The sequence below is a fragment of the Streptomyces sp. NBC_01335 genome, from assembly GCF_035953295.1.
Lineage (GTDB): Bacteria > Actinomycetota > Actinomycetes > Streptomycetales > Streptomycetaceae > Streptomyces.
This window is the reverse complement of sequence record NZ_CP108370.1, coordinates 3,992,017-4,015,997: the sequence shown is the minus strand read 5'-3', so window position 1 is coordinate 4,015,997 and position 23,981 is coordinate 3,992,017. Positions and strand designations below refer to the sequence as shown.

The 23,981-nt window shown below is 70.6% G+C and carries 22 protein-coding genes and 1 tRNA gene; 12 read left to right on the top strand and 11 right to left on the bottom strand.

The window, feature by feature from the left end; all coding sequences use genetic code 11:
* The first annotated feature begins 11 nt into the window (after positions 1 to 11).
* Genes paaC through OG599_RS17195 form a run of 3 tightly spaced genes read left to right on the top strand, consistent with a single transcriptional unit; the run spans position 12 to position 2,311 of the window.
* Positions 12 to 713 carry a 1,2-phenylacetyl-CoA epoxidase subunit PaaC gene (gene paaC, locus OG599_RS17205; RefSeq protein WP_327180069.1) on the top strand — a complete coding sequence of 234 codons (702 nt, stop codon included), beginning with the start codon at positions 12 to 14 and terminating at the stop codon, positions 711 to 713.
* Positions 707 to 1,204: a 1,2-phenylacetyl-CoA epoxidase subunit PaaD gene (paaD, locus tag OG599_RS17200; RefSeq protein WP_327176848.1), complete on the top strand. Its 498-nt coding sequence runs from the start codon at positions 707 to 709 to the stop codon at positions 1,202 to 1,204. The genes paaC and paaD overlap by 7 nt, the downstream gene beginning before the upstream one ends.
* Positions 1,205 to 2,311, top strand: a complete 1,107-nt coding sequence (locus tag OG599_RS17195) for a 2Fe-2S iron-sulfur cluster-binding protein (protein ID WP_327176847.1) — start codon at positions 1,205 to 1,207, stop codon at positions 2,309 to 2,311. It begins immediately after the preceding gene.
* 118 nt (positions 2,312 to 2,429) lie between these two features.
* Here OG599_RS17195 and OG599_RS17190 read toward each other — a convergent pair whose 3' ends face one another.
* From OG599_RS17190 to OG599_RS17175, 4 genes are all read right to left on the bottom strand, one after another.
* Complete coding sequence (locus OG599_RS17190; protein ID WP_327176846.1) at positions 2,430 to 2,774, bottom strand: rhodanese-like domain-containing protein; 345 nt, start codon at positions 2,772 to 2,774, stop codon at positions 2,430 to 2,432.
* A gap of 61 nt (positions 2,775 to 2,835) precedes the next feature.
* On the bottom strand, positions 2,836 to 3,885 hold the full coding sequence (locus OG599_RS17185; protein ID WP_327176845.1) for a J domain-containing protein: 1,050 nt from the start codon (positions 3,883 to 3,885) through the stop codon (positions 2,836 to 2,838).
* Positions 3,886 to 3,944: 59 nt separating this feature from the next.
* On the bottom strand, positions 3,945 to 5,474 hold the full coding sequence (locus OG599_RS17180; protein WP_327176844.1) for a DUF2252 domain-containing protein: 1,530 nt from the start codon (positions 5,472 to 5,474) through the stop codon (positions 3,945 to 3,947).
* Between the two features lie 375 nt (positions 5,475 to 5,849).
* Positions 5,850 to 5,932 (bottom strand) — tRNA-Leu (locus OG599_RS17175).
* A gap of 314 nt (positions 5,933 to 6,246) precedes the next feature.
* Here OG599_RS17175 and OG599_RS17170 point away from each other — a divergent pair.
* The 6 genes from OG599_RS17170 (at position 6,247) to pknB (ending at position 14,373) form a co-directional block, all read left to right on the top strand.
* Positions 6,247 to 7,164 carry a DUF3662 and FHA domain-containing protein gene (locus OG599_RS17170; RefSeq protein ID WP_327176843.1) on the top strand — a complete coding sequence of 306 codons (918 nt, stop codon included), beginning with the start codon at positions 6,247 to 6,249 and terminating at the stop codon, positions 7,162 to 7,164.
* A gap of 10 nt (positions 7,165 to 7,174) precedes the next feature.
* Positions 7,175 to 7,690 carry an FHA domain-containing protein FhaB/FipA gene (locus OG599_RS17165; RefSeq protein WP_266706652.1) on the top strand — a complete coding sequence of 172 codons (516 nt, stop codon included), beginning with the start codon at positions 7,175 to 7,177 and terminating at the stop codon, positions 7,688 to 7,690.
* A gap of 132 nt (positions 7,691 to 7,822) precedes the next feature.
* A complete protein-coding gene (locus OG599_RS17160) occupies positions 7,823 to 9,307 on the top strand; it encodes a Stp1/IreP family PP2C-type Ser/Thr phosphatase (protein ID WP_327176842.1) in 1,485 nt (494 codons plus the stop codon).
* A gap of 23 nt (positions 9,308 to 9,330) precedes the next feature.
* Positions 9,331 to 10,740 carry an FtsW/RodA/SpoVE family cell cycle protein gene (locus OG599_RS17155; RefSeq protein ID WP_327176841.1) on the top strand — a complete coding sequence of 470 codons (1,410 nt, stop codon included), beginning with the start codon at positions 9,331 to 9,333 and terminating at the stop codon, positions 10,738 to 10,740.
* Positions 10,737 to 12,191 carry a peptidoglycan D,D-transpeptidase FtsI family protein gene (locus tag OG599_RS17150; protein ID WP_327176840.1) on the top strand — a complete coding sequence of 485 codons (1,455 nt, stop codon included), beginning with the start codon at positions 10,737 to 10,739 and terminating at the stop codon, positions 12,189 to 12,191. The genes OG599_RS17155 and OG599_RS17150 overlap by 4 nt, the downstream gene beginning before the upstream one ends.
* Before the next feature lie 187 nt (positions 12,192 to 12,378).
* Positions 12,379 to 14,373: a Stk1 family PASTA domain-containing Ser/Thr kinase gene (pknB, locus tag OG599_RS17145; RefSeq protein WP_327176839.1), complete on the top strand. Its 1,995-nt coding sequence runs from the start codon at positions 12,379 to 12,381 to the stop codon at positions 14,371 to 14,373.
* A gap of 152 nt (positions 14,374 to 14,525) precedes the next feature.
* Here pknB and OG599_RS17140 read toward each other — a convergent pair whose 3' ends face one another.
* The 5 genes from OG599_RS17140 to OG599_RS17120 all read right to left on the bottom strand — a co-directional run bounded on the left by OG599_RS17140 (position 14,526) and on the right by OG599_RS17120 (position 18,666).
* Entirely contained in the window at positions 14,526 to 15,266 is a 741-nt protein-coding gene (locus OG599_RS17140) for a class E sortase (protein WP_327176838.1), read from the bottom strand.
* A 65-nt stretch (positions 15,267 to 15,331) separates the two neighbouring features.
* Complete coding sequence (locus tag OG599_RS17135; RefSeq protein WP_327176837.1) at positions 15,332 to 16,963, bottom strand: class E sortase; 1,632 nt, start codon at positions 16,961 to 16,963, stop codon at positions 15,332 to 15,334.
* Positions 16,960 to 17,598 carry an aminodeoxychorismate/anthranilate synthase component II gene (locus OG599_RS17130; RefSeq protein WP_327176836.1) on the bottom strand — a complete coding sequence of 213 codons (639 nt, stop codon included), beginning with the start codon at positions 17,596 to 17,598 and terminating at the stop codon, positions 16,960 to 16,962. The genes OG599_RS17135 and OG599_RS17130 overlap by 4 nt, the downstream gene beginning before the upstream one ends.
* A complete protein-coding gene (locus OG599_RS17125; RefSeq protein ID WP_327176835.1) occupies positions 17,595 to 17,780 on the bottom strand; it encodes a hypothetical protein in 186 nt (61 codons plus the stop codon). The genes OG599_RS17130 and OG599_RS17125 overlap by 4 nt, the downstream gene beginning before the upstream one ends.
* Before the next feature lie 118 nt (positions 17,781 to 17,898).
* Positions 17,899 to 18,666 (bottom strand): DUF881 domain-containing protein, encoded by a 768-nt coding sequence (locus OG599_RS17120; RefSeq protein ID WP_327176834.1) that lies wholly within the window; start codon positions 18,664 to 18,666, stop codon positions 17,899 to 17,901.
* A gap of 137 nt (positions 18,667 to 18,803) precedes the next feature.
* Here OG599_RS17120 and crgA point away from each other — a divergent pair, with 137 nt between their 5' ends.
* The gene (gene crgA / locus OG599_RS17115) at positions 18,804 to 19,058 is read left to right on the top strand and encodes a cell division protein CrgA (protein ID WP_327176833.1); all 255 of its coding nucleotides are present in this window, start codon (positions 18,804 to 18,806) and stop codon (positions 19,056 to 19,058) included.
* Positions 19,059 to 19,553: 495 nt separating this feature from the next.
* Here the strand turns inward: crgA and OG599_RS17110 are convergent, their stop codons facing one another.
* Both OG599_RS17110 and OG599_RS17105 read right to left on the bottom strand, forming a co-directional pair.
* Positions 19,554 to 20,462 carry a rhomboid family intramembrane serine protease gene (locus OG599_RS17110; RefSeq protein WP_327176832.1) on the bottom strand — a complete coding sequence of 303 codons (909 nt, stop codon included), beginning with the start codon at positions 20,460 to 20,462 and terminating at the stop codon, positions 19,554 to 19,556.
* 180 nt (positions 20,463 to 20,642) lie between these two features.
* Positions 20,643 to 21,170 carry a peptidylprolyl isomerase gene (locus tag OG599_RS17105; RefSeq protein ID WP_327176831.1) on the bottom strand — a complete coding sequence of 176 codons (528 nt, stop codon included), beginning with the start codon at positions 21,168 to 21,170 and terminating at the stop codon, positions 20,643 to 20,645.
* Between the two features lie 326 nt (positions 21,171 to 21,496).
* Here OG599_RS17105 and OG599_RS17100 point away from each other — a divergent pair, with 326 nt between their 5' ends.
* Positions 21,497 to 22,207: a DUF5324 family protein gene (locus OG599_RS17100; protein ID WP_327180068.1), complete on the top strand. Its 711-nt coding sequence runs from the start codon at positions 21,497 to 21,499 to the stop codon at positions 22,205 to 22,207.
* 360 nt (positions 22,208 to 22,567) lie between these two features.
* The gene (locus OG599_RS17095) at positions 22,568 to 23,899 is read left to right on the top strand and encodes a PP2C family protein-serine/threonine phosphatase (protein WP_327176830.1); all 1,332 of its coding nucleotides are present in this window, start codon (positions 22,568 to 22,570) and stop codon (positions 23,897 to 23,899) included.
* Positions 23,900 to 23,981: the final 82 nt, after the last annotated feature.

Sequence of the window (23,981 nt, the reverse complement as noted above, 5' to 3'; positions counted from 1 at the left end):
CGCCCGGACTCCTGGCAGGCGCCCTCGCACTGGGAGACGACGCGCTGGTGCTGTCGCACCGGCTGGGGGAGTGGGCCGGTCACGCCCCGGTGCTGGAGGAGGAGGTCGCCCTCGCCAACATCGCGCTGGACCTCCTCGGCCAGGCCCGCGTGCTCCTCTCCCTCGTGGGAGACGAGGACGAACTCGCCTACCTCCGCGAAGAACGCGCCTTCCGCAACACACAGTTGGTCGAGCAGGAGAACGGCGACTTCGCCCGCACCATCGCCCGCCAGCTCTACTTCTCCGTCTACCAGCGCCTCCTGTACGAGCGGCTGGCGGCCGGCACGAGCGCGTTCCGGCCGCTGGCGGCGAAGGCCGTGAAGGAGGTCGCCTACCACCAGGACCACGCCGATCAGTGGACCCTGCGCCTCGGCGACGGCACCGAGGAGAGCCACCGGCGGATGCGCGAAGGACTCGACGGGCTATGGAAGTTCACCGGTGAGCTCGTCCAGCCCGTCGAAGGCGTCGACATCGACTGGGAAGCCCTCGGCGACGACTGGCTGGCCTCGGTCACGGACGTGGTCGAGCGCGCCACCCTCTCCCTGCCCACCGGCCCGAGGAGCGGCGCCTGGACGGCGGGCGCCGGCCGCCAGGGGCTGCACACCGAGCCCTTCGGGCGGATGATCGCCGAGATGCAGCACCTCCACCGCAGCCACCCGGGGGCGACATGGTGACCACGACCCCGCTGGAGGAGGAGCTGCGCGCCGTCGCCGGAGCCGTACCGGACCCGGAGCTGCCGGTGGTGACCCTCGAAGAGCTCGGCGTCCTGCGCGGTGTGCGGGTGGAGGGACCCGACCGTGTCACCGTCACCCTCACGCCGACGTACACCGGCTGCCCCGCCGTGGAGACCATGGCCCACGACATCGAACGCGCCCTGCACGAACGCGGAATGGCCCAGGTCTCGGTGGTCACCGTGCTGACTCCGGCCTGGTCCACGGACGACATCAGCGCGGAGGGCCGCCGCAAGCTCGCCGCCTCCGGGATAGCGCCCCCGCGCCCCGTACACGACCCCGACGGGGCGGTGCCGCTCGCCCTCGCCGTGCGCTGCCCGCACTGCGGCTCGACCCGCACCGAACTGCTCAGCAGGTTCTCCTCCACCGCCTGCAAGGCGCTGCGCCGGTGCGCCGACTGCCGCGAACCCTTCGACCACTTCAAGGAGTTGTAGATGTTCCATCCGCTCCGGGTCGGCGCCGTCGAGCGCATCACGGACGACGCGGTGGCCGTGACGTTCGAGGTCCCGGACGCCCTGCGGGAGACCTTCCGCCACGTACCGGGCCAGCACCTCAACGTGCGCTACGAAGCGGCCGGCGAGGAGATCAGGCGGTCCTACTCGCTCTGCTCTCCCGCCGTGGCCGCACCGGACCCGCCGGTGCTCCGGGTCGGCATCCGCCTGGTGGACGGCGGCACCTTCTCGACGTACGCGCTCAAGGAGCTCACGGTCGGCGACCAGGTGGAGGCGATGCCCCCGACCGGGCGCTTCACGCTGGAGCCCCGGCCGGGGCTCTTCGCGGCGGTGGTCGGCGGCAGCGGCATCACCCCGGTCCTGTCGATCGCGGCGACCCTGCTCGCGCGGGAACCGCTGGCCCGGTTCTGCCTCGTGCGCAGCGACCGGACGGTGGCGTCGACGATGTTCCTCGACGAGGTGGCCGACCTCAAGGACCGGTACCCGGACCGCTTCCACCTCGTCACCGCGCTCTCCCGGGAGGAGCAGGCGGCGGGGCTGCCCGCCGGACGGCTCGACCGGGAGCGCCTGACCTCGCTGCTGCCCGCTCTGCTGCCGGTGCCGGAGGTCGCCGCATGGTTCCTCTGCGGACCGCTCGGACTGGTACGGGAAGCCCAACGGGCCTTGCGCGCGCTGGACGTCGAACGCGGCCGTGTCCACCAGGAGATCTTCCACGTGGCGGACTCCCCCGCCCCGACGGCTACCGCTCCGGACGCGGCGAACGCGGCAGGCGCGGCGGGCAGTGGGGGTGCGGTCGGGGTCGCCGTCCCCGCGGAGGCCACGCTGACGGCGACCCTGCACGGGCGTTCGGGCAGCTGGCCGGTGGAGCACGGCGATTCACTGCTGGAGACGGTGCTCCGCAGGCGTGCCGACGCACCCTACGCCTGCAAGGGCGGGGTCTGCGGCACCTGCCGTGCCTTCCTCGTCCGGGGGGAGGTGCGGATGGACCGGAACTACGCGCTGGAACCGGAGGAGACCGACGCGGGTTTCGTCCTGGCCTGCCAGTCGCACCCGCTCACCCCCGAAGTGGCCATCGACTTCGATCGCTGACCGGCTTCGACCGCCGGCCGGCACCGAGACCGGCGGCGGGAACGGCAGCAGGGGCGGTCGGCAGTGTGCCACCCGCCCCTGCCGTCACTCGTCGGCCGTCAGTCGGTTGTGATCCGGCTCAGAGGACGAAGGGCGACGCGCCGCCGTCCGCGACCATCGGACGGCCGGCGCCGTCCCAGGCGAGCATGCCGCCCTCGATGTTCACCGCGTCGATGCCCTGCTGGACGAGGTACTGGGTGACCTGTGCGGACCGCCCGCCGACGCGGCACATCACGTGCACGCGGCGGCCGTCCTCGGCCGCCTCCGTCAGCTCGCCGAAGCGGCCGACGAAGTCGCTCATCGGGATGTGCAGGGCGCTCTCGACATGACCGGCAGCCCACTCGTCGTTCTCACGGACGTCGAGCACGAAGCCGTCCGACGGCACCGCAGCGACGTCCACCGAGGGCAGCGGGGCGAAATTCATGGGTCATGCCTTCTCTCGTACATACGCGCATACCGCATACGCGACACCGTGTACCGGAACGCTACTGCACCAGCTCCGCGAGCTCCGCTTCCCGCCGGGACACCTCGCCCAGCAACTGGTCGGCGATGTCCACCAGCAGCTGGTCCGGGTCGTCCGGCGCCATCCGCAGCATCGAGCCGATCGCGCTCTGCTCCAGCTCCTGTGCCAGCACCGTCAGCAGTTCCTTGCGCCGGCTGAGCCACTCCAGCCGGGCGTAGAGCTCCTCGCTCTCGCTCAGCAGCACCGGCGGGCGCACCGGGTCCGCCGCCCACTCGTCGGCGAGCTCCCGCATCAACGGCACGTCGCCCCGGCCGTACGCCGCGTTGACCCGGGCGATGAACTCGTCCCGCCGCTGCCGGTCGGCCTCGTCCCGCGCCAGGTCGGGGTGGGCCTTGCGGGCCAGCTCGCGGTAGAGCTTGCGGGCCTCGTCGCTGGGCCGAACCCGCTTCGGCGGCTGAACCGTCTGCTCGGTGAGCATGGCGACGGCCTCGGGGTAGAGCCCGTCCGAATCCATCCAGCCGTGGAACAGCTCCTCCACCCCCGGCATCGGCATGACGGCGGCACGCTTCTCCCGGGCCTTGCGAGCGTCCTCCGGGTCACCGGTGCGGGCGGCCGTGGCCTCCGCGATGAGCGCGTCCAGCTCGTCGAGGCGGGCGTACATCGGACCGAGCTTCTGGTGGTGCAGCCGGGAGAAGTTCTCCACCTCGACCCGGAAGGTCTCCACCGCGATCTCGAACTCGATCAGCGCCTGCTCGGCCGCCTGAACGGCCTTGGCGAGCCGTGCCTCCGGCCGCGTGGCGGTCTCCTCCGCGCCGGACACCGCGTCCTCCCCGGAGGAAGCTTCGGAAGCCCCGGAAGGAGTTCCGGGACAGGTCTCGGAGTGCGTTCCGGAAGAGGTTCCGGCAGTCGTTCCGGCAGGAGCCGCAGAAGGCGTTCCGGAAGGCCCCGCATCGGACGCTTCCCCTTCCGCGGTGGGTTCGCCGCCCGGACTCCCCAGGTCCTGGACCTGGTCGGGGCTCTGCCGGTCATCGTCGTTCCGGGTGGTGTCCACCCCGGCGGCTTCGTCGGTCACCCGTCCAGCGTATGGCCCCGGCGGGTGGGGCGAGGACCCGGCGGGGGCCGCTCCCACGCTCAGACCCCCAGCTCGGCCGCTATGCGGCCGGACCTGATCGCCCTGAGGAGTTCGGCGTGGTCCGCCTCGGTCCGGTCCGCGTACGTCACGGCGAAGTCCGCCACCGCCTCCTCCAGCTCCTCGTTCTTGCCGCAGTACCCGGCGATCAGGCGCGGATCGGCGCTGTGCGCGTGGGCCCGCGCGAGCAGCGCCCCGGTCATCCGCGCGTAGTCGTCCACCTCGTCCGGGGCGAGTGCCGCCGGATCGACGCTGCCCTTGCGGTTCCGGAACTGCCTCACCTGGTAGGGCCGGCCCTCGACCTCGGCCCAGCCGAGCAGATGGTCGCTGACGACCTGCATCCGCTTCTGCCCGAGTACCACCCTGCGCCCCTCGTGCTCCACCACCGGAACGTCGAAACCGACGGCCGGCAGATGGGGCGTCAACGCCGACGGCCGGGCCTCCTTCACCTGGAGCACCAGCGGCTCCCCCCGGTGGTCCAGCAGCAGCACCACGTACGAACGGGTCCCCACGCTGCCCGTCCCGACCACCCGGAACGCCACGTCGTGGATGGCATGGCGGGCGAGCAGCGGCACCCGGTCCTCCGGGAGGGTCTCCAGATAGCCGCCCAGACCCGCCGCGACCGCCGCCGCCTCCGCGTCCGGGACCCGGCGCAGCACCGGCCGGGCGTCCACGAACCGGCGCCCGCCTTCCTCCGACTCCTCGGTGGACCGGGCCGCGAACCGGGCGCTCGTGTTCTTCCGGGCCTTCTCCGATACCCGCTCCAGCGTCCCGAGGAGGTCCCGCGCGTCCGCGTGCGAGACGAGCGCCTCGTCCGCGATGGCGTTCCAGGCGTCGAGCGCGGGCAGCCGGGCGAGCAGCCGCATGGTCCGCCGGTACGCGCCCACCGCGTCGTACGCGCCCTTGCGGCAGGTGTCCTCGTCGGCGCCGGCCGCCCGGCCCGCGAGCACGAAGGAGGCGGCCAGCCGCTTGAGATCCCACTCCCAGGGGCCGAAGACCGTCTCGTCGAAGTCGTTGAGGTCGATGACGAGGTTGCCGCGCGCATCGCCGTACAGACCGAAGTTGGCCGCGTGCGCGTCGCCACAGAGCTGCGCGCCCACCCCGGTGACGGGCGTCCCCGTGAGGTCGTGGGCCATCAGTCCCGCCGCACCGCGCAGGAACGCGAAGGGGGTGGCCGCCATCCGCCCCACCCGTATCGGGGTCAGACCGGCGACCCGGCCCTTGTTCGACTCCTCGACCGCCCGCACCGCGTCGGGCCGCCCCGCCGGAAGCACCAGCGACGCGTGGGCGCCACGCTCCACCCGCTCCCGAAGCGCCCGGCCCGCGGCCTTGCGCGACGACTCCTCCGTCCGCCGCGCGAAACCCGGGACGACCGGAATGCGCGGCCCGGGCACCCCGGCCGCCGCGGCCGGCGCCGGATCCCCGGCCACCGGAACCTCCGCCACGGTCGCCACTGCCCCGCTCACCGGCTCCACCTCGACCACCGGCTCCGCCGCCACAACCGAGACCGCCGTCACATCGATCGCACTCATGGAAACCGCCTCCCCCGCCCACCAGCGGTCCTGTTCGCCCTCAATGGGCCCTGACCGTACCGCCGTTCACCTTGGACCGTCGGCCCCTGTGGACAACTACCGCCCCAGACTGTGGACAAGTCGCTGAACAGGCCAAAGAGCGAGTAAAACCGGTGCCGGAGAAGAGAAACCGGTGCGGGAGAAGACAGCCCCCCTCGATGTTTCACGTGAAACAGGGCACAGCACCCCGACCGCACCCGCCCCCTGCGTCCCGCCCACCACACGCCGGCGACCGCGCCACACCTCGCCGCACACAACGAAGAACCCCCGCACCGGATCTCTCCGGTGCGGGGGTTCTGTCGAACCAACCCAGCAGCTGTTTCCAGCTACTCGTTGTGCGCGAGGGGGGATTTGAACCCCCACGTCCCTAAGGACACTGGCACCTGAAGCCAGCGCGTCTGCCGTTCCGCCACTCGCGCAAGAGTGGTACTTCCAGTTCGTCCCGCCGTTTTGGCGCTTCTCCCTGGCGACAACGGAAGATTAGCACGCTGATCGGGGAGGATTCACATCCGTTGTTTCGAGGACTCCCGAAGGGGAAGCGGGAACGCGGAACCCTCTCCCCACTCCTGCCGAGTGCACCCCGTGTGCGGGACACTGTGATGTGGCCACCTCTACGATCCGTGTGAGGGGGGACACTCGTCCACCGGGCAGACAAGGGGAACCAGCCGTTTTCCCCGGGCGTGGATACGATCAGTAAGCAGTACAGGGACGATGACACCGGAGGAGGTGCCCCATGGGAGTCATGAAGCGTTTCGAGCAGCGTCTCGAAGGTCTGGTCAACGGCACCTTCGCCAAGGTCTTCAAGTCCGAGGTCCAGCCGGTCGAGATCGCGGGTGCGCTCCAGCGTGAGTGCGACAACAACGCGACGATCTGGAACCGCGAGCGGACCGTCGTCCCCAACGACTTCATCGTCGAACTGAGCGCTCCCGACTACGAGCGGCTCAGCCCGTACTCCGGACAGCTCGGCGACGAGCTGTCCGGACTCGTACGGGACTACGCGAAGCAGCAGCGCTACACCTTCATGGGGCCGATCAAGGTCCACCTGGAGAAGGCCGAGGACCTGGACACGGGCCTCTACCGCGTACGCAGCCGCACCCTCGCGTCCAGTACGTCGCAGCAGGACCCCGCCGAACCTCAGGGCAGGCCCGACCAGCCCTACGGCGGACGCCCCGACCCCTACGGCGCCCAGCGCCAGGCACCGGGCAGGCCCGCGGCCCCGCAGGGGCAGCAGCCCCCCGGCGGCTACGGCTACCCGCCCCCCGCAGCCCCTCCGATGCCCGCGGCCCCGCCGCCGGCGGGCGGACGCGGGGCGGGCCCCGCGAGCGACCGGCGCCGACCGCCCGTGCCCTCCGGCCCCCTGCCGGAGACACAGGTCAGGCGCTGGATCGAAATCAACGGCACCCGCCATCAGATCTCCCGCCCGACGCTGGTGCTGGGACGCAGCACCGAAGCCGACGTGCGGATCGACGACCCCGGCGTATCGCGCCGGCACTGTGAGATCCGGACCGGAACGCCCTCGACGATCCAGGATCTCGGGTCCACCAACGGCATCGTGGTGGACGGGCAGCACACCACCCGCGCTACGCTCCGCGACGGCTCGCGGATCGTCGTGGGCAGTACCACCATCGTTTACCGGCAAGCCGAAGGGTGAAGCGGGGGCAATGTCAGAGCTGACCCTGACGGTCATGCGGCTAGGTTTCCTAGCCGTTCTGTGGCTGTTCGTGATCGTGGCCGTACAGGTCATCCGCAGCGATCTGTTCGGAACGCGCGTCACCCAGCGCGGCTCACGCCGCACGGGCACCGAAACGCGTCCGCAGCAGGCCCGCCAACAGGCGGCAGCACCACCGCAGCAACGCCAGCAGCCGGCGCGTCAGCGCCGCGGCGCACCCACCAAACTGGTCGTCTCCGAAGGCTCCCTCACGGGCACCACGGTCGCGCTCCAGGGCCAGACCATCACGCTGGGCCGGGCCCACGATTCAACGATCGTGCTGGACGACGACTACGCGTCCAGTCGGCATGCCAGGATCTACCCCGACCGGGACGGCCAGTGGATCGTCGAGGATCTCGGGTCCACCAACGGCACGTATCTCGACCGGACCCGTCTCACCACCCCGACGCCTGTTCCGCTGGGTGCGCCGATCCGTATCGGCAAGACCGTCATCGAGCTGCGGAAGTAGTACGACAATGAGCGAGCGGAGCGAGCGAGCCGCGGCGGTCCTGACGAAGGACGCGGCCCGGTTCCCGACCGGAGGGTGGGCAGTGTGGCTCGACAGGACCGGCTGTACCCCGAACCGACGGGCGAGGTGCGCATGAGTCTGTCCCTGCGTTTCGCCGCCGGATCGCACAAGGGCATGATCCGGGAGGGCAACGAGGACTCCGGCTACGCCGGTCCCCGCCTCCTCGCGATCGCCGACGGCATGGGCGGCCAGGCCGCCGGTGAGGTCGCCAGCTCCGAGGTGATCTCCACGCTCGTCCAGCTCGACGACGACGTCCCCGGTTCGGACATCCTCACGTCGCTCGGCACCGCCGTGCAGCGTGCCAACGACCAGCTCCGCGTCATGGTCGAGGAGGACCCCCAGCTGGAGGGCATGGGCACCACGCTCACCGCCCTGCTCTGGACGGGCCAGCGCCTCGGCCTGGTGCACGTCGGCGACTCCCGCGCGTACCTGCTGCGCGACGGACTCCTGACCCAGATCACCCAGGACCACACCTGGGTGCAGCGGCTGGTGGACGAGGGCCGGATCACCGAGGAGGAGGCCACCACCCACCCGCAGCGCTCCCTGCTGATGCGCGCCCTGGGCAGTGGCGACCACGTCGAACCCGACCTCTCCATCCGCGAGGTCCGGGCCGGCGACCGCTACCTCATCTGCTCCGACGGCCTCTCCGGCGTCGTCTCGCACCAGACGATGGAAGAGACGCTCGCCAGCTACCAGGGCCCCCAGGAGACCATCCAGGAGCTCATCCAGCTCGCCCTGCGCGGCGGTGGACCGGACAACATCACCTGCATCGTCGCCGACGTCCTGGACGTCGACAGCAACGACACCCTGGCCGGCCACCTCAACGACACCCCGGTGATCGTCGGCGCGGTGGCGGAGAACCAGGCGCAGCTCAGCGACGGCGGAGCCATGCAGACCCCGGCGGGACGCGCGGCCGGCCTCGGCCGCTCCGTGCCGCCTCCGGCCGGCGGTTTCGGCCCTCCCGGCAGCGGCGACGCCGGTTACGGCGACGGCCCGCACGGCTCCTTCGACTCGTACACCGAGGACGACTTCGTCAAGCCCGGCGGGCGCAGGTGGCTCAAGCGGTCGCTGTACTGCGTGCTCGCCCTGGCGATCGTCGGCGGCGGACTGTACGGCGGCTACCGCTGGACGCAGACGCAGTTCTACGTGGGTGCCCAGAACGAGAACGTCGCCCTGTTCCGCGGCATCAGCCAGGACCTCGGCTGGGTCTCGCTCTCGAAGGTCGAGAAGGACCACCCGGAGATCGAACTCAAGTACCTGCCGCCGTACCAGCGCAAGCAGGTCGAGGAGACGATCGCCGAGGGCAACCTCAGCGACGCCCGCAAGAAGGTCGACCAGCTGTCGACCCTGGCCAGCGCCTGCAAGAAGGACGCTCAGCGCCGAGCGGCCGAGAAGCAGGCCGCGGAGAGCAACGCCGCTTCCGCCGACAAGACCTCCGAAGCGGGCTCCGACAAGGAGACCACCAAGGAGACGAAGCCGACCGCAGCGACCCCCACTCCCGGCCCCAGCCTCTCGGAGGAAGAGCAGAAGCTGGTCCCGCAGTGCGGTAAGCAGTAAGGCCGTAGGGGGCCCACAGCACCATGAGCGTTGTCACCAACACGACCACCATCGGCGCGATCGACGCACCGAGCCGCCGCAACACCGAACTGATGATGATGGTGTTCGCCATCGCCATCTCGGTGTTCGCGTACGCCAACGTCGGTCTCGCCATCGACGGCAAGCTGCCGTCCGGAATGCTCGGCTACGGCGCCGGGCTCGTCCTGCTCGGCGGCGTCGCCCACCTCGTGGTGCGCAAGTTCGCGCCGTACGCCGATCCGCTGCTGCTGCCGCTGGCCACCCTGCTCAACGGCCTGGGGCTGGTGCTGATCTGGCGCCTCGACCAGTCGCAGCGGCTGATCCAGCGCGCGAAGCAGATGGGGTTCACGTACAGCCCGGACGCGCCCAAGCAGCTGCTGTACTCGGCGATCGGCGTCGCCTTCTTCGTCGCCGTGCTGATGGTGCTCAAGGACCACCGGGTCCTCCAGCGCTACACGTACATCTCCATGGTCGTCGCGCTGGTCCTGCTGATCACGCCGATCTTCTTCCCCGAGGTCAACGGCGCGAAGATCTGGATCAGCCTGGGTCCGTTCTCGATCCAGCCCGGAGAATTCGCGAAGATCTTCATCGCGATCTTCTTCTCCGGCTATCTCATGGTGAAGCGCGACGCGCTGGCCTTGGCGAGCCGGCGCTTCATGGGGATGTACCTCCCCCGCGGCCGTGACCTCGGCCCGATCCTGACGATCTGGGCGCTGTCGATCCTGATCCTGGTCTTCGAGACCGACCTCGGTACCTCACTGCTGTTCTTCGGCCTCTTCATCGTCATGCTCTACGTGGCGACCGAGCGGACCAGCTGGATCGTCTTCGGTCTGCTGATGTCCGCGGCGGGCGCGGTCGGTGTCGCGACCTTCGAGCCACACGTCCAGCAGCGCGTGGACGCCTGGCTGGCCCCCTTCTCCGAGAAGACGATGGCGCAGAGCGACCAGATCGCCCAGTCGCTGATGTCGTTCGGCTCCGGCGGCACCCTCGGCTCCGGCCTCGGCCAGGGCCACTCGGACCTGATCATGTTCGCCGCCAACGCCGACTTCATCCTCTCCACCGTCGGCGAGGAGCTGGGCCTGGCCGGGATGATGGCCGTCCTGCTGGTCTACGGCCTGATCGTCGAGCGCGGCATCCGTACCGCGCTCGCCGCCCGCGACCCGTTCGGCAAGCTCCTCGCGGTCGGTCTCTCCGGCGCCTTCGCCATCCAGGTCTTCGTCGTCGCCGGCGGTGTGATGGGCCTCATCCCGCTCAGCGGCATGACGATGCCGTTCCTGGCGTACGGCGGTTCGTCCGTGCTCGCCAACTGGGCGCTGATCGCCATCCTCATCCGGATCAGCGACACCGCGCGCCGCCCGGCGCCCGCCCCCGCCCCTTCGCCCGACGCCGAGATGACTCAGGTGGTCCGTCCGTGAACAAGCCTCTGCGCCGGATCGCGATCTTCTGCGGGGTCCTCATCCTGGCCCTGCTGGTCCGTACGAACTACCTCCAGTACGTCCGCGCCGACGAGCTGAACTCGCGCGACGAGAACCGCCGCGTCCGGATCGAGCGGTACGCCCACGAGCGCGGCGACATCATCGTCGACGGCAAGGCCATCACCGGCTCCGTCGAGACGGACGGCAGCGACTTCAAGTACAAGCGGGTCTGGAAGGACGGGCCCATGTGGGCCCCCGTCACCGGGTACTCCTCGCAGGCCTTCGACTCCACGCAGCTGGAGAACCTTGAGGACGGCATCCTCACGGGCAACGACGACCAGCTCTTCTTCAACCGCACCCTGTCGATGTTCACCGGGGACCAGAAGAAGGGCGGCAACGTCGTCACCACGCTCAACGGCGCCGCGCAGAAGGCCGCCTTCGAGGGGCTCGGCGACCAGAAGGGCGCGGCCGTCGCGCTCGACCCGGAGACCGGCGCCATCCTGGCCCTGGCCAGCACGCCGTCCTACGACCCCTCGGTCTTCGCCGGCAACTCCGAGAAGGACTCCGAGGCCCGCGCGAAGCTCCTCGCGGACAAGGACCAGCCCATGCTCAACCGGGCCCTGCGCGAGACCTACCCGCCGGGTTCGACGTTCAAGGTCGTGACCGCCGCCGCCGCCCTGGAGAACGGTCTCTACGACAACATCGACGACCCGACCAAGTCCCCGCTCCCCTGGGTACTCCCCGGAACCACGCTCCCGCTCAAGAACGAGGGCAACATCCCCTGCGAGAACGCCTCGCTCCGTGAGGCGTTGCGCTGGTCCTGCAACAGCGTCTTCGGCAAGGTGAGCGCCGACCTCGGCAACAAGAAGATGATCGAGGAAGCCGACAAGTTCGGCTTCAACCAGGAGATCTTCACCCCGGTCCGCGCCGACAAGAGCGTCTTCCCCGAGGACATCCCGTCGCAGAGCGCCATGGCCGGCATCGGCCAGGCCTCCAACCGCGCCACCCCGCTCCAGATGGCCATGGTGGCCTCGGCCATCGCCAACGACGGCAAGCTCATGCAGCCGTACATGGTCGCCTCCCGGCAGGCGCCGAACACGGACACCATCGACACGGCCGAGCCGAAGGAGATGAGCCGGCCCGTCTCGGCGGAGAACGCCCAGAAGATCCAGCAGATGATGGAGACCGTCGTCGAGAAGGGCACGGGAACCACCGCCAAGATCGACGGCGTCACCGTCGGCGGCAAGACCGGCACCGCCGAGAACGGCCTGAACAACAGCAAGAAGCCGTACGCCTGGTTCATCTCGTACGCGAAGACCGACAAGGGCACCCCGGTCGCCGTCGCGGTCGTGGTCGCGGACAGCAAGGCCAACCGGGAGAACATCTCCGGTGGCGGTCTGGCCGCCCCGATCGCGAAGGCCATCATGAAGGCGGTCATCGACAGCAAGTAGGGGCGGGACGGCCCCGGACAAGGCCCCGAGGCCCGACCGTCATACCGGACATCGGGATACCGGTCGGATATCGGCTGACGGGTGTGGGCCGAACGCGTCGCGCGTGCCCGGTAGCGTATGCGCGAACAGCGCACCGCCGGACCACACACGGGTGCGGTCGGGACTGACGGAGAGGGCTGGAACAGTGATGGAAGAGCCGCGTCGCCTCGGCGGCCGGTACGAGCTGGGCTCGGTGCTCGGCCGTGGTGGCATGGCCGAGGTCTACCTCGCGCACGACACCCGGCTCGGCCGCACCGTAGCCGTGAAGACGCTCCGGGCCGATCTGGCCCGCGATCCGTCCTTCCAGGCCCGGTTCCGCCGAGAGGCCCAGTCCGCGGCCTCGCTCAATCACCCCGCGATCGTCGCTGTCTACGACACCGGCGAGGACTACGTGGACGGGGTCTCGATCCCGTACATCGTGATGGAGTACGTGGACGGCTCCACGCTCCGGGAACTCCTGCACTCGGGCCGCAGACTGCTGCCCGAGCGCACCCTGGAGATGACCGTCGGCATCCTCCAGGCGCTGGAGTACTCGCACCGCGCCCAGATCGTGCACCGCGACATCAAGCCGGCCAACGTCATGCTGACGCGCACCGGCCAGGTCAAGGTCATGGACTTCGGCATCGCCCGTGCGATGGGTGACTCCGGCATGACGATGACGCAGACCGCCGCGGTCATCGGCACCGCCCAGTACCTCTCCCCGGAGCAGGCCAAGGGCGAGCAGGTCGACGCCCGCTCCGACCTGTACTCCACCGGCTGCCTGCTGTACGAACTGCTCGCGGTGCGACCGCCCTTCATCGGGGACTCGCCCGTCGCGGTGGCCTACCAGCACGTCCGCGAGGAACCGCAGCCGCCGAGCAACTTCGACCCCGAGATCACGCCCGAGATGGACGCGATCGTGCTGAAGGCGCTCACCAAGGACCCCGACTACCGCTACCAGTCCGCCGACGAGATGCGCGCCGACATCGAGGCCTGCCTCGACGGCCGCCCCGTCGCGGCGGCCGCCGCCATGGGCGCCGCGGGATACGGGGGCTACGGCGGTTACGACGGCGGCTACGGCGGCGACCAGCCCACCACCGCCCTGCGCGCCGCGGACAACGCCGGCGGCCCGCAGACGTCGATGATGCCGCCGCTCAACCCCGACGACGGCGGCTACGGCTACGACGACCGCCCCGGCAGGCGGCGCCAGAACCAGAAGAAGAGCAACACCTCGACGATCCTCCTCGTCCTGGGCGGCGTCCTCGTCCTGATCGGCGCCATCCTGATCGGCCGATACGTCTTCACCGACACCAAGGCCACCGGCTCGGTCGCAGTACCGAACATGGTCGGATCGACGGTCACGGAGGCCCAACGGCTCGCGGACAACTCCGAACTGGTCCTCAAGGTCGGCGACGAGAAGCCGTGCGAGGACCAGGAGAAGGGCAAGATCTGCGACCAGGACCCCTCCAACGGTGAACTGCAGAAGCACGACACCGTCACGGTCCACGTCTCCTCCGGTGCGCCCAAGGTCGAGGTCCCGGACGTCACGGAGAAGTCCGAGGACAACGCCCGCAAGGCCCTCGAGGACAAGGGATTCACCGTCAAGGTGGAGACCGAGGAGTCCGACGCGACGCCGGACACGGTCACCAAGCAGAGCCCCGAGGGCGGCTCCGAGGCCGAGAAGGAGTCCGAGGTGACGATCACCGTCGCCAAGGAGAAGCTCATCTCCATGCCGGACGTCTCGACGTCGGGCCGTACGTTCGAGCAGGCCCAGAGCCAGCTGAACGGTCTCGGGTTCACCAACGTCTCGCAGGCGGAGACCGACTCCCAGTCCCCGGCGGGCACCGTGGTCGAGCAGTCCCCGGCGGCCAGCACCGAGCAGGCCAAGGACGTCCAGATCGTGCTGAAGGTCTCCAAGGGACCGCCGCAGCCCGAGCAGGTGGCCGTCCCCGAGATCAGGAACCAGACGCTGGCGGCCGCCAAGGCCGTGCTCGCCCAGAGCGGCCTGCAGCTCGGCAGCGTCGACGGCTCGTCCGACGACAACGCCATGGTCTTCAACGCCGATCCGGGCCCCGGGCAGATGGTCGACAAGGGCAGCGCGGTCAACGTGAAGACGCTGGGCGGCGGCGGCAACGGGCCCGGCGGAAACGGCCTCTTCGGCTGATCCGGTCCCGGAGCGCGTCCCTCGCGCACCACGACGAAGGGGCCCGGACCACCTCACGGTGGTCCGGGCCCCTTCGTATGTTCTACGGGTGACACGCCGGACCGGCGCCCAACCGCCCTCGGTCGGCTGCGGTCCGCTGCGGTGAGCTGCGGTCAGCGCAGCTCGGCCGGGGGCGTACGGTCGCTGTCGATCTTCTCCGTGCGCTGCAGCTCGCCCCAGACGATGTAGCGGTACTTCGAGGTGTAGACCGGCGTGCAGGTCGTCAGGGTGATGTAGCGGCCGGGCTTGGTGACGCCGGCCTCCTTCGGTACCTGCTGGAGCACGTCGACGTTGTACTTCGAGGTCTCCGGGAGCGTCTTGAACACCTTGTAGACGTACCAGGTGTCCTGCGTCTCGAAGACGATCGCGTCACCGGTGTGCACCTTGTCGATGTTGTGGAACTTCGCGCCGTGGCCGTCCCGGTGCGCGGCGAGCGTGAAGTTCCCCCGGGCCGCGGACGGCAGCGCGGCCGCGATCGGGTCGGTGTAGTAGCCGGCGACGCCGTCGTTGAGGATGGAGGTGTCGGTGCCCTTCCTGACCAGCACCTCACCGTTCTTCATGGCGGGTACGTGCAGGAAGCCGATGCCGCCCTCCATGTCCAGCGCTCCCGGTCCGGTGGCCGCCTTCCAGCCGTCGCGGACGGCGTGGCTCTGCTTGTCGGCCTCGTGGTCGGCGACCACGTTCGTCCACCACAGGGAGTACACGACGAAGAGACCGAGCACCAGCCCCGCGGTGATGAGGAGTTCACCGAAGACGCTGACGGCCGCCGCGACCACATGGCGCCGGACCGGCTCCGCCGCGAGGGGCGGAGCGGGTTCGTCGGCCCGCGCCTCGTGCTCGGTCCTCGTTACCACCGCAACCGTCCCTTGTCGTGGGGTTGTCCGCCGCCGGGAGGGTTCCGCCCGCGAGCGCGCTGTCGTCAGTCCAGGAGAGCGTCGGGCTTGCCCTTGCTCCGAGGCCGCTCGTCGACCATCTTGCCCCACACGATCAGGCGGTAGGTACTGGTGAATTCCGGCGTACAGGTCGTCAGGGTGATGTAGCGGCCGGGCCCCGTGAATCCGGACCCGGGAGGCACCGGACTGATCACCGACACGTTGGACGGCGAGGTCTGCGGCAGCGTCTTCGTCATCTCGTACGTGTAGTAGGCGTCCTGGGTCTCGACCACGACCTTGTCGCCCGGGCTCAGCTTGTTGATGTAACGGAACGGCTCACCATGGGTGTTGCGGTGTCCGGCCAGCGCGAAGTTGCCCTGGGGCGCCGAGGGCATCGCGGTCTTCAGCGAGCCCTCGCCGTAGTGGCCGACCATGCCCCTGTCGAGCACCTTCTCCTTGCTGGTGCCCTCGGCGATGGGCGCGACGATGTCGAGCTTCGGGATGTGGATGATCGCGAAGCCCTGACCGGGCTCGAAGACCCCGGGGTCCCGCTCGCCGGCCGCCCACTGGTCCTGGATCTTGTGGGTCTCCCGACCGGCGATCTGGTCGGCCCGGACGTTGGTCCACCAGAGCTGGTACGCGACGAACAGCAGCATCAACACGCCGAGCGATATGAAGAGTTCACCGACGACCCGGCTGGCCACGACCGCCGGGCTGTCCTTGGCCGCTCGGGCCGCCCTGCGGGCCTCCACCCGCGACAGCGGCCGGGCGGGCTCCGCGCCCCCCGGTCCGGCGCCGGGGCCGCTCCCCCCGGACGGCGCGGGCTGCGGCGCCCGGCGTCGGCCGCCCGCCTTGGCCGCCCTGCGCCGCTCCGCCCGTCCACCCGGGGCGGGGGCGCCGTCGGGGGCGTGAGGGGCGTTGGTCCCGGGCCCGTCCGCGCGGGCGGGACGCACCGTCCGCAGGGCCACGGTCTCGTCGTGCGGCGGGCGTTGGCCGTGACCGGACACGTCCAGCGGCGGGCGTTGGCCGTGGTCCGACATGTCCAGCGGGGGGAGCAGGGTGGTCGCCGCCTCGTCCGCGACCGCACCGGCGCGCGTACCGAGGCCGGAGACGGTGCCGCCGGACGGTCCGGCCGGTCCGGTGGCCCCGGACGGAGCCGTGGGCCGGGTCGGACCGGTAGGCCCGGTGGTCCCGGTGGGCCCGGTGGTCCCGGCCGGTCCGGTGGTCCCGGCCGGTCCCGGCGCGGGCGGCTGCGGGTCCTGTCCGCCGTACCAGTCGCGGCGGTAGCCCTCGGGGTCGTACCACTCACCGGGCTCACCGGGCTGCCGGAGGCCCTCCTGCGGCCCGTACGGGGCCTGTTGGGGGTTCTGGTGCTGCTGGGGCCGCACAGGCTGCTGCGGTGGCCGTGGCCGCCCCGTACGAGCTCTCAGCGAGCTCTCCACGACCACGCCCTCCACGACGCGGCCGCCCGCGGGCGGCCGTTCGGCGGGCGGGCTGCCCGGCGCGCTCTCCACCGGGCCGTCCCCCGCGTGGCGGGCCGGGGGCGGGGCGTAGCCGCCCGGCAGCGGGTCGTTCAGCGGATCCGCCATCCGGCCCACCGCGTCCTCGAACGAACCGCCCGCCCCGCGCCTCGGCGGGTACTCCTGACCGGCGTCGTGCTCGGGACGGAGTGCGGTCACGCGACGGCCTTGCCCACCACCGGCGTGAGCCCCGCGGATCTGCCGACCGCGCCCGCGTCGCCGCACCGGACGAGCCAGTTGGCCAGCATCAGGTGGCCGTGCTCGGTGAGCACCGACTCGGGGTGGAACTGCACACCCTCGACCGGGAGATCGCGGTGGCGCAGCCCCATGACGATGCCGTCGGCGGTCCGCGCCGTGACCTCCAGCTCGGGCGGGAGCGCGGAGGGTTCGGCGGCCAGCGAGTGGTAGCGGGTGGCGGTGAAGGGGGACGGCAGTCCGGCGAAGACGCCCTGTCCGTCGTGGGTCACCGGCGAGGTCTTGCCGTGCAGCAGTTCGGGGGCGCGGTCCACCACTCCGCCGTACGCCACGGCCATCGCCTGCATGCCGAGGCAGACCCCGAAGACCGGAACACCCGTGGCCGCGCAGTGGCGCACCATGTCGATGCAGACGCCCGCCTGTTCGGGGGCGCCGGGGCCGGGCGAGAGCAGGACCCCGTCGAAGCCGTCCTGGGCGTGGGCGGTGGTGACCTCGTCGTTGCGGAGCACCTCGCACTCGGCGCCGAGCTGGTAGAGGTACTGCACGAGGTTGAAAACGAAGCTGTCGTAGTTGTCCACGACCAGAATGCGTGCGCTCACTGCCCTGCCTCCGCTCCGGCGCTCTGGCCGTCCACCGTCACGTCACCGAACGGGAGCAGCGGCTCCGCCCAGGGGAAGACGTACTGGAACAGTGCGTAGACGACCGCCAGGACGAGCGCGAGCGAGATGATTCCCCGCACCCACGCGTTGCCCGGCAGATGCCGCCAGATCCAGCCGTACATGCTGCCCCTCCATTCGGTTCGGGACCAGACTAAAGGTCGGTGGCCCGGGCGTGGGGCAGCTGTGGAAAGCCACAGCGAGCGGAAGGAAGCCCGCCGTCCGGTACGGCTCCCGTCGCCGCTACCCGACGGGCTGCGCGTAGTGGAGGTCGATCGTGCCGGCGTAAGCGGGCAGGGTCGCCTTGTCGTCCTCGTCGAGCTTCCAGCCGAGGCCGTAGGCCTTCACGTACAGCTGGTAGTTCTGCAGGGCCGTGGAGGCGTCCAGCGCCTTGCGGAGCTCGTTGGGGTCGCCCACGGCGGTGACCTTGTACGGCGGCGAGTAGACCCGGCCCTGGAGGATCAGGGTGTTGCCCACGCAGCGGACGGCGCTGGTGGAGATGAGCCGCTGGTCCATGACCTGGATGCCCTGGGCACCGCCGTCCCACAGCGCGTTGACGACGGCCTGCAGGTCCTGCTGGTGGATCACCAGGTCGTTGGGCTGCGGGTCCGGGTATCCGGGGTTCGCGGTGGCGTCGGGCGGGGCGTCGTCGAGCGTCACGCTGACGGACTTCCCGGTGATCGCGGTGGTCCCGGCCGACCTCTCCAGCGCCTCGCGCCGGGCGTCCTCCGCCTCGGTGCTGCCGTCGTCGCGCTGGACGAGCGCGTCGATCTGCGCGCGCACGGCCGCGTTCGAGTCGGTCAGCACCCCGTTCTTGTCACTCCGCTCGCCGATGAGGTCGGAGAGCTTGAGCAGGGAGGAGTCGCTGCGGATATTGGTGCCCTTGGCCGTGTTCGCGCTGGTTACGAAGATCAGACCGGCGAGCGCGAAGACGGCAGCGGTGAGCACCCGGACCGGCCGCTTCGAAGTGCGCCGGGCCGCCTCTTCGGGAGAGTCCGCGAGATTGCTCAACGTACCCTTATCTCATCAGGCGCCATGGAAGCACTACGCTAACGGACGCCCGGGGGAGGCAGCTTCCCCCTAGCGCCCTCGGGCGCCAGCCAAAGATCACTGCGCGGTCACGCAGCGCATCGACAGGAGCGTTCCTCGTGCCGAAGTCACGTATCCGCAAGAAGGCCGGTTTCACGCCCCTCGCGGCGAACCAGGCGACCACCATCAAGCTGGGAAACCGCGGCTGGATCGCTCCGGTGATGCTGGGGCTGTTCCTCATCGGTCTGGCCTGGATCGTCCTGTTCTACGTGACCGACGGCTCGCTCCCCATCGAGGCGCTCCACAACTGGAACATCGTGGTCGGCTTCGGGCTCATCGGCGGCGGCTTCGCCGTCTCCACCCAGTGGAAGTAGCCCGCTGACCCCGCTGACCCTCCGCTCCTGCCGCCTCTTCCCCGCGGCATGCGCGACAACTGCCTGACCCCTGTAGGACCGCTTCACCCGAGATACCGGCGGAACCCGTGCGCGCACGGAGTCCGGCCGGCCTTCCGGGTGCCTGCTCCCGCCTCGATCACGGGGTGCCGGGCCGTGTACGGAGCGGTGCGCGGGGGCCGCGCCCGGACGGTGTGCTGGGCGTGTGCGCGGGCGTGTGCGGGGCCTCTCAAGCCCTGCCCTGAAGTTACCCACAGAGTTATCCACAGACGGGGGAAAAGGTCAGACGATCTGTGGATAACCTACGTCGAAGTTGACGCCGGTGTGACTACAGCCTCCCTCATCCAGGGGGGCTGTAGTGACCACCCCGAGCAAGAAGACCCTGTTCAGCGACAACGCGAACACACGTACCCCACGCTCCGTCGCCCCGCGATGTCATTCTGTGGATAACTTCACCCCGGGAGTGGACAGAATCCGTCAGGTCAGTGCAGCCGTACGCGCAAAAACGATCACAACGGTCACCGCGAGCACCAGCGCACAGGCTCCGAACTGCACCGCGTTCCGCCGTGCGCGCGGTGCGTGCACCAGGGCGACGGCGATGAGCGTGCCGGCGATCAGACCACCGAGATGGGCCTGCCACGCGATACCCGACCGCAGGCTGAAGAGCACGTTCAACGCCAGGATGACGAGGACCGGCCGCAGGTCGTAGTTCATCCGCCGCATGAGCACGACGGTGGCACCCAGCAGACCGAAGACGGCCCCGGAGGCTCCCAGCGAGCCCTGGTTCTGCGCGCTGATCCAGTAGGTGAGCGCGCTGCCCGCCAGCCCCGACAGCAGATACAGCGCGAGGAAGCGGACCCGGCCGAGCGCGGCCTCCAGCGGTCCGCCCAGCCACCACAGCCCCAGCATGTTGAAGGCGATGTGCAGCAGCTCCTCGTGGAGGAACATCGAGGTGAGCAGCCGGTACCACTGCCCCTCGGCAACCCCCGTCCAGCCGCCCGGGAACGGCTGGGGATCCCAGGCGCGGCCGATCAGCATCAGGTCCTGGACCAGCCACGACCGGCCGGTCAGCCACACGGCGGCGAAGACGGCCACATTGATCGCGAGCAGGATTTTCGTGACCAGCCGGGGGTCGGCCGCCACCGCGCCGCCGGTGAGCGTACGCGGCCGCGAAGCCGCCGGGTGGTGGCCCGTACCGCCTCCGCTCCGTACGCACTCCGGGCAGTGGAAGCCCACGGAGGCGCTGATCATGCACTCGCTGCAGATCGGCCGGTCGCAGCGGGTACAGGTGATCCCGGTCCGGCGATCCGGATGGCGGTAGCAGAACCGTGTCGCCCCGCCCTCTCCGGACGGGTCGCGGTCTGCCGGAGGCTGCTGCTGGTCCATCGTCCCGACCTCTCGGTCCTGTCTCTGCCAGTCCTGCCACTGCCAGTCCTGGTCCGTTATGTAACCGTACGGACCATCGGTCCCGATGGTTCCCCGCGCGGAACATCCCGCGCGGGCGCCCGGTCAGCGGGTCAGTGATCCAGCAGGTCGGCAGGGGCAGCGGATCAGCGGGTCAACAGCTCAGCGGTGCTCGACCAGGATGGACTCCAGCACGACGTCCTGGTACGGACGGTTCGTCCGCGGGTTCGCCGGGAGCGACGCGATCGTGTCCACGACCTTGCGGCAGGCCGCACCGGGAACCTCGCCGAAGATCGTGTGCTTGCCCGTGAGCCAGGCGGTCGGCGAGACGGTCACGAAGAACTGCGACCCGTTCGTCCCCGGTCCGGCGTTCGCCATGGCCAGCAGATACGGCCGGGTGAACGCGAGATCGGGGTGGAACTCGTCCGCGAACTCGTACCCCGGGCCGCCGGTCCCGTTCCCCAGCGGATCGCCGCCCTGGATCATGAAGTTCTCCAGGACCCGGTGGAAGACGGTGCCGTCGTAGAGCCGGCCCGCGGACCGGGTGCCCGTCGCCGGGTGGATCCACTCACGGGCGCCGGTCGCGAGGTCGACGAAGTTCCGTACGGTCCTGGGGGCGTGGTTCGGCAGAAGCCGGATCCCGATGTCGCCCTGGCTGGTCCTCAGGGTGGCGTACAGCTGCTCGGCCACGGTCTGCCTTCCATCAATCCTCGGTCTGCGCGGAAGCTCCCCGATCCTCGCACGACGGGCTCTCTCCGCGCGGCCGCTGCGGAGGCGCTTCTCCCCGTGCCCCGTACGGCGGCTTCACCAGGACACACCCGGCCGGGCAGGTGCCCGTACGGCGCACCTCCACCCGAACCGTGGCATCGTCGTCCACGCACTCCACGATTCGGATTGACCGTATATGTCCCATGACCCGGATGCCCGCCCCGCATGCCCCGCAGAAGCCCCGCAGGCATGATTTCGGCATGGGCGGACAGGCGGAGTACCTACCCGCCACCAAGGAGGAGGATCCCGTGACCCGCATCGACAGCGTGCGCGCCGCAACCGACTCGGCGAAGGAAAGCGCGCAGCACGCCGCGGAAGTGGTGGCGCCTTACGCCGACACAGCCAAGCTCCAGGCCGCGCACTACGCCAACGAGGCGCGCGTGCGCCTCGCGCCCAAGGTGTCAGCGGCAGCGCAGCAGGCCCGCGTGCAGTACGTCGCGCACGTCGCGCCCCGTCTCGACCAGGCCCGCGCCCATGTGCCCCCGAAGGTCGACGACGCCGCCCGGGTCGCCGCCGGGCACACCCGCAAGGCGGCCAGGAACGCGGCCGGGTACACCGTGCCCCGCTTCGAGTACGCGGTGGCCGCTGCCGCGCCGGTCGCCGGGGAAGCCCAGGTACGCAGCGCTGCCGCGCTGGCCGCCCTGCGCGGTCAGGTCACTGCACAGGACATCAACCGGCTCGCCAGGAAGAACGCGCGCCGGGCGAAGACGGGCCGGTTCGTCAAGGGGTTCCTCATCTTCTCGCTGGTCGCCGGTGGCGCCTGCGCCGCTTGGCGCTGGTGGGACCGGCAGGCCAACCCGGACTGGCTGGTGGAGCCGTCCGAGCCCACGGCGGTCGGCTCCCCCGGGGCGCCGCTGACCTCGGTCGACGGCACCGACCTGGACCCCGAGGTCAGGGCCAAGCAGACGGACGCCGAGGCCGGTGACCCGAACGGGAAGAACCGCGACGACCGCCCCTGAGGAAGCGGCCCGGCCGTGCCATGTTTCACGTGAAACAGCGTTTCCGGTGAAGCGCTGTTTCCGGTGAAGCCCCGTTTCTGGTGATACAGCGTTTCACGTGGAGTGGAGCAGCGTTTCACGTGAAACAACGGCGTCCGCCCACCGCCCACCAGCTTCACCGCGTCCCCACCATCGAGGGGCGTCGGACGACCCCAACGTCGTCCGACGCCCCTCGGTCGTCTTGGGAAGCCGTCCACGGGAGCCCTCTGCGGAAGCCGTCTGCGGAAGCCGTCCAGAGACGCCTTCCGGCGAAGCCGCCTCCGAAAACCGACGCCGGAACGCGCGGATGCGTGGCGTCGAAGACCGTGCTTCGCTGGCCAGGTGCCCTCCAGCCCCTCCCCTCGCTCCTCACCGCCGGGGTCCGACCAGGTACCCGCTCCCCATGGAAGCGGGCTCCTCCGGCGGCAGCCTTGGCTGGACCGGGCACTGCTGGTGATCCTCGGACGGCCCCGGCGCCGGCTCGGCTGGCTGTTGCCGCTCGTCCTGCTCGTGGTCGTCTGCTTCGCCGACTGGAACACCACGGGCGACTTCCGCGTGCTGTCCTGGCTCGTGGTGGTCCCGGTCGTGGCCGCCGCCCTCTGCCCGGTCGGCACCACCGCCCTGTTCGCGGTCGCCGCCGTGGCCGCGTACGGAGTGATCGACCAGGCGTGGGAGCACGAGTTCCGCACGGGGCTGCCCGACTTCATCCTGGTCTCCATGGGCGGGCTGCTCGCCGTCGCGGCCGCCTGGCTACGGCGCCGGGGCGAGCGGCGATCGCTCTCCGTCCGGAACGTCGCGGACACCACCCGGGCAACCGTGATCCGGCCCCTCCCGCCCACCTGGGGCGGGCTGCTGCACGCGCACATCTACCTGCCCGCCGACGCGGAAGCGCGGCTCGGCGGCGACTTCTACGACATCCAGCCCAGCCCCTGGGGCACCCGCGCGCTGCTCGGTGACGTCCAGGGCAAGGGCCTCGGAGCCGTGGCGGTGGCCGCCAACCTGCTGGGCACCTTCCGGGAGGCCGGGTTCCACCAGCCCGACCTCCGGGTGGTGGGCGAGCGCATGGAAGTCCGGATGGAGCGCAACCGGCTGTACGAGCAGGCCATGGGCTACAAGGACGGCGACCGGTTCGCCACCGCCGTACTGCTGGACTTTCCGCCGCCCGGGTCCGCCGGCGGGTACGTCGACGTCATCAACTTCGGGCACGATCCTCCCTTCGCGGTCAGCGCGCGCGGGGTACGCCGGCTGGATGCCGGCAGCGGCAGGCTCCCGCTCGGCCTCAACGAGCTGGCCCCGGCGTCGGATCGGGCGGCGGCACCGCACCGGATACGCCTCGCGGCGGACGAGATCCTGCTGCTCACCACGGACGGGGTGACCGAGGCCCGCGACAGGGCGGGCGACTTCTTCCCGCTCGCCGAGGCGCTGGAGGCCGCCCTGGCCCGTGACCCGCAGCTCGCCGATTCGCCGTACCGCCTGGTCAGGGCCGTACGGGACCGGATGCTCCGGCACGTCTACGGACGGCTCCAGGACGACACCACGATCTTCGCCGTCCGCGTCGCGCCGCCGGCCGCGGGAGGGGTGGAGCCGATGCTGTCCCTCACCCAGTGGACGGAGATCTCCCCGACCGCAACCGCTCTGCCCGGCCACCAGGGCTCCGCCGAACCGCCCCGCTGACGACGCCCCGGCACAGGAGCCGACCGGCGGACCCGACCGGCGGACCGGCTGACCGACCGACCGCGCCGGACCGACCGGCTGA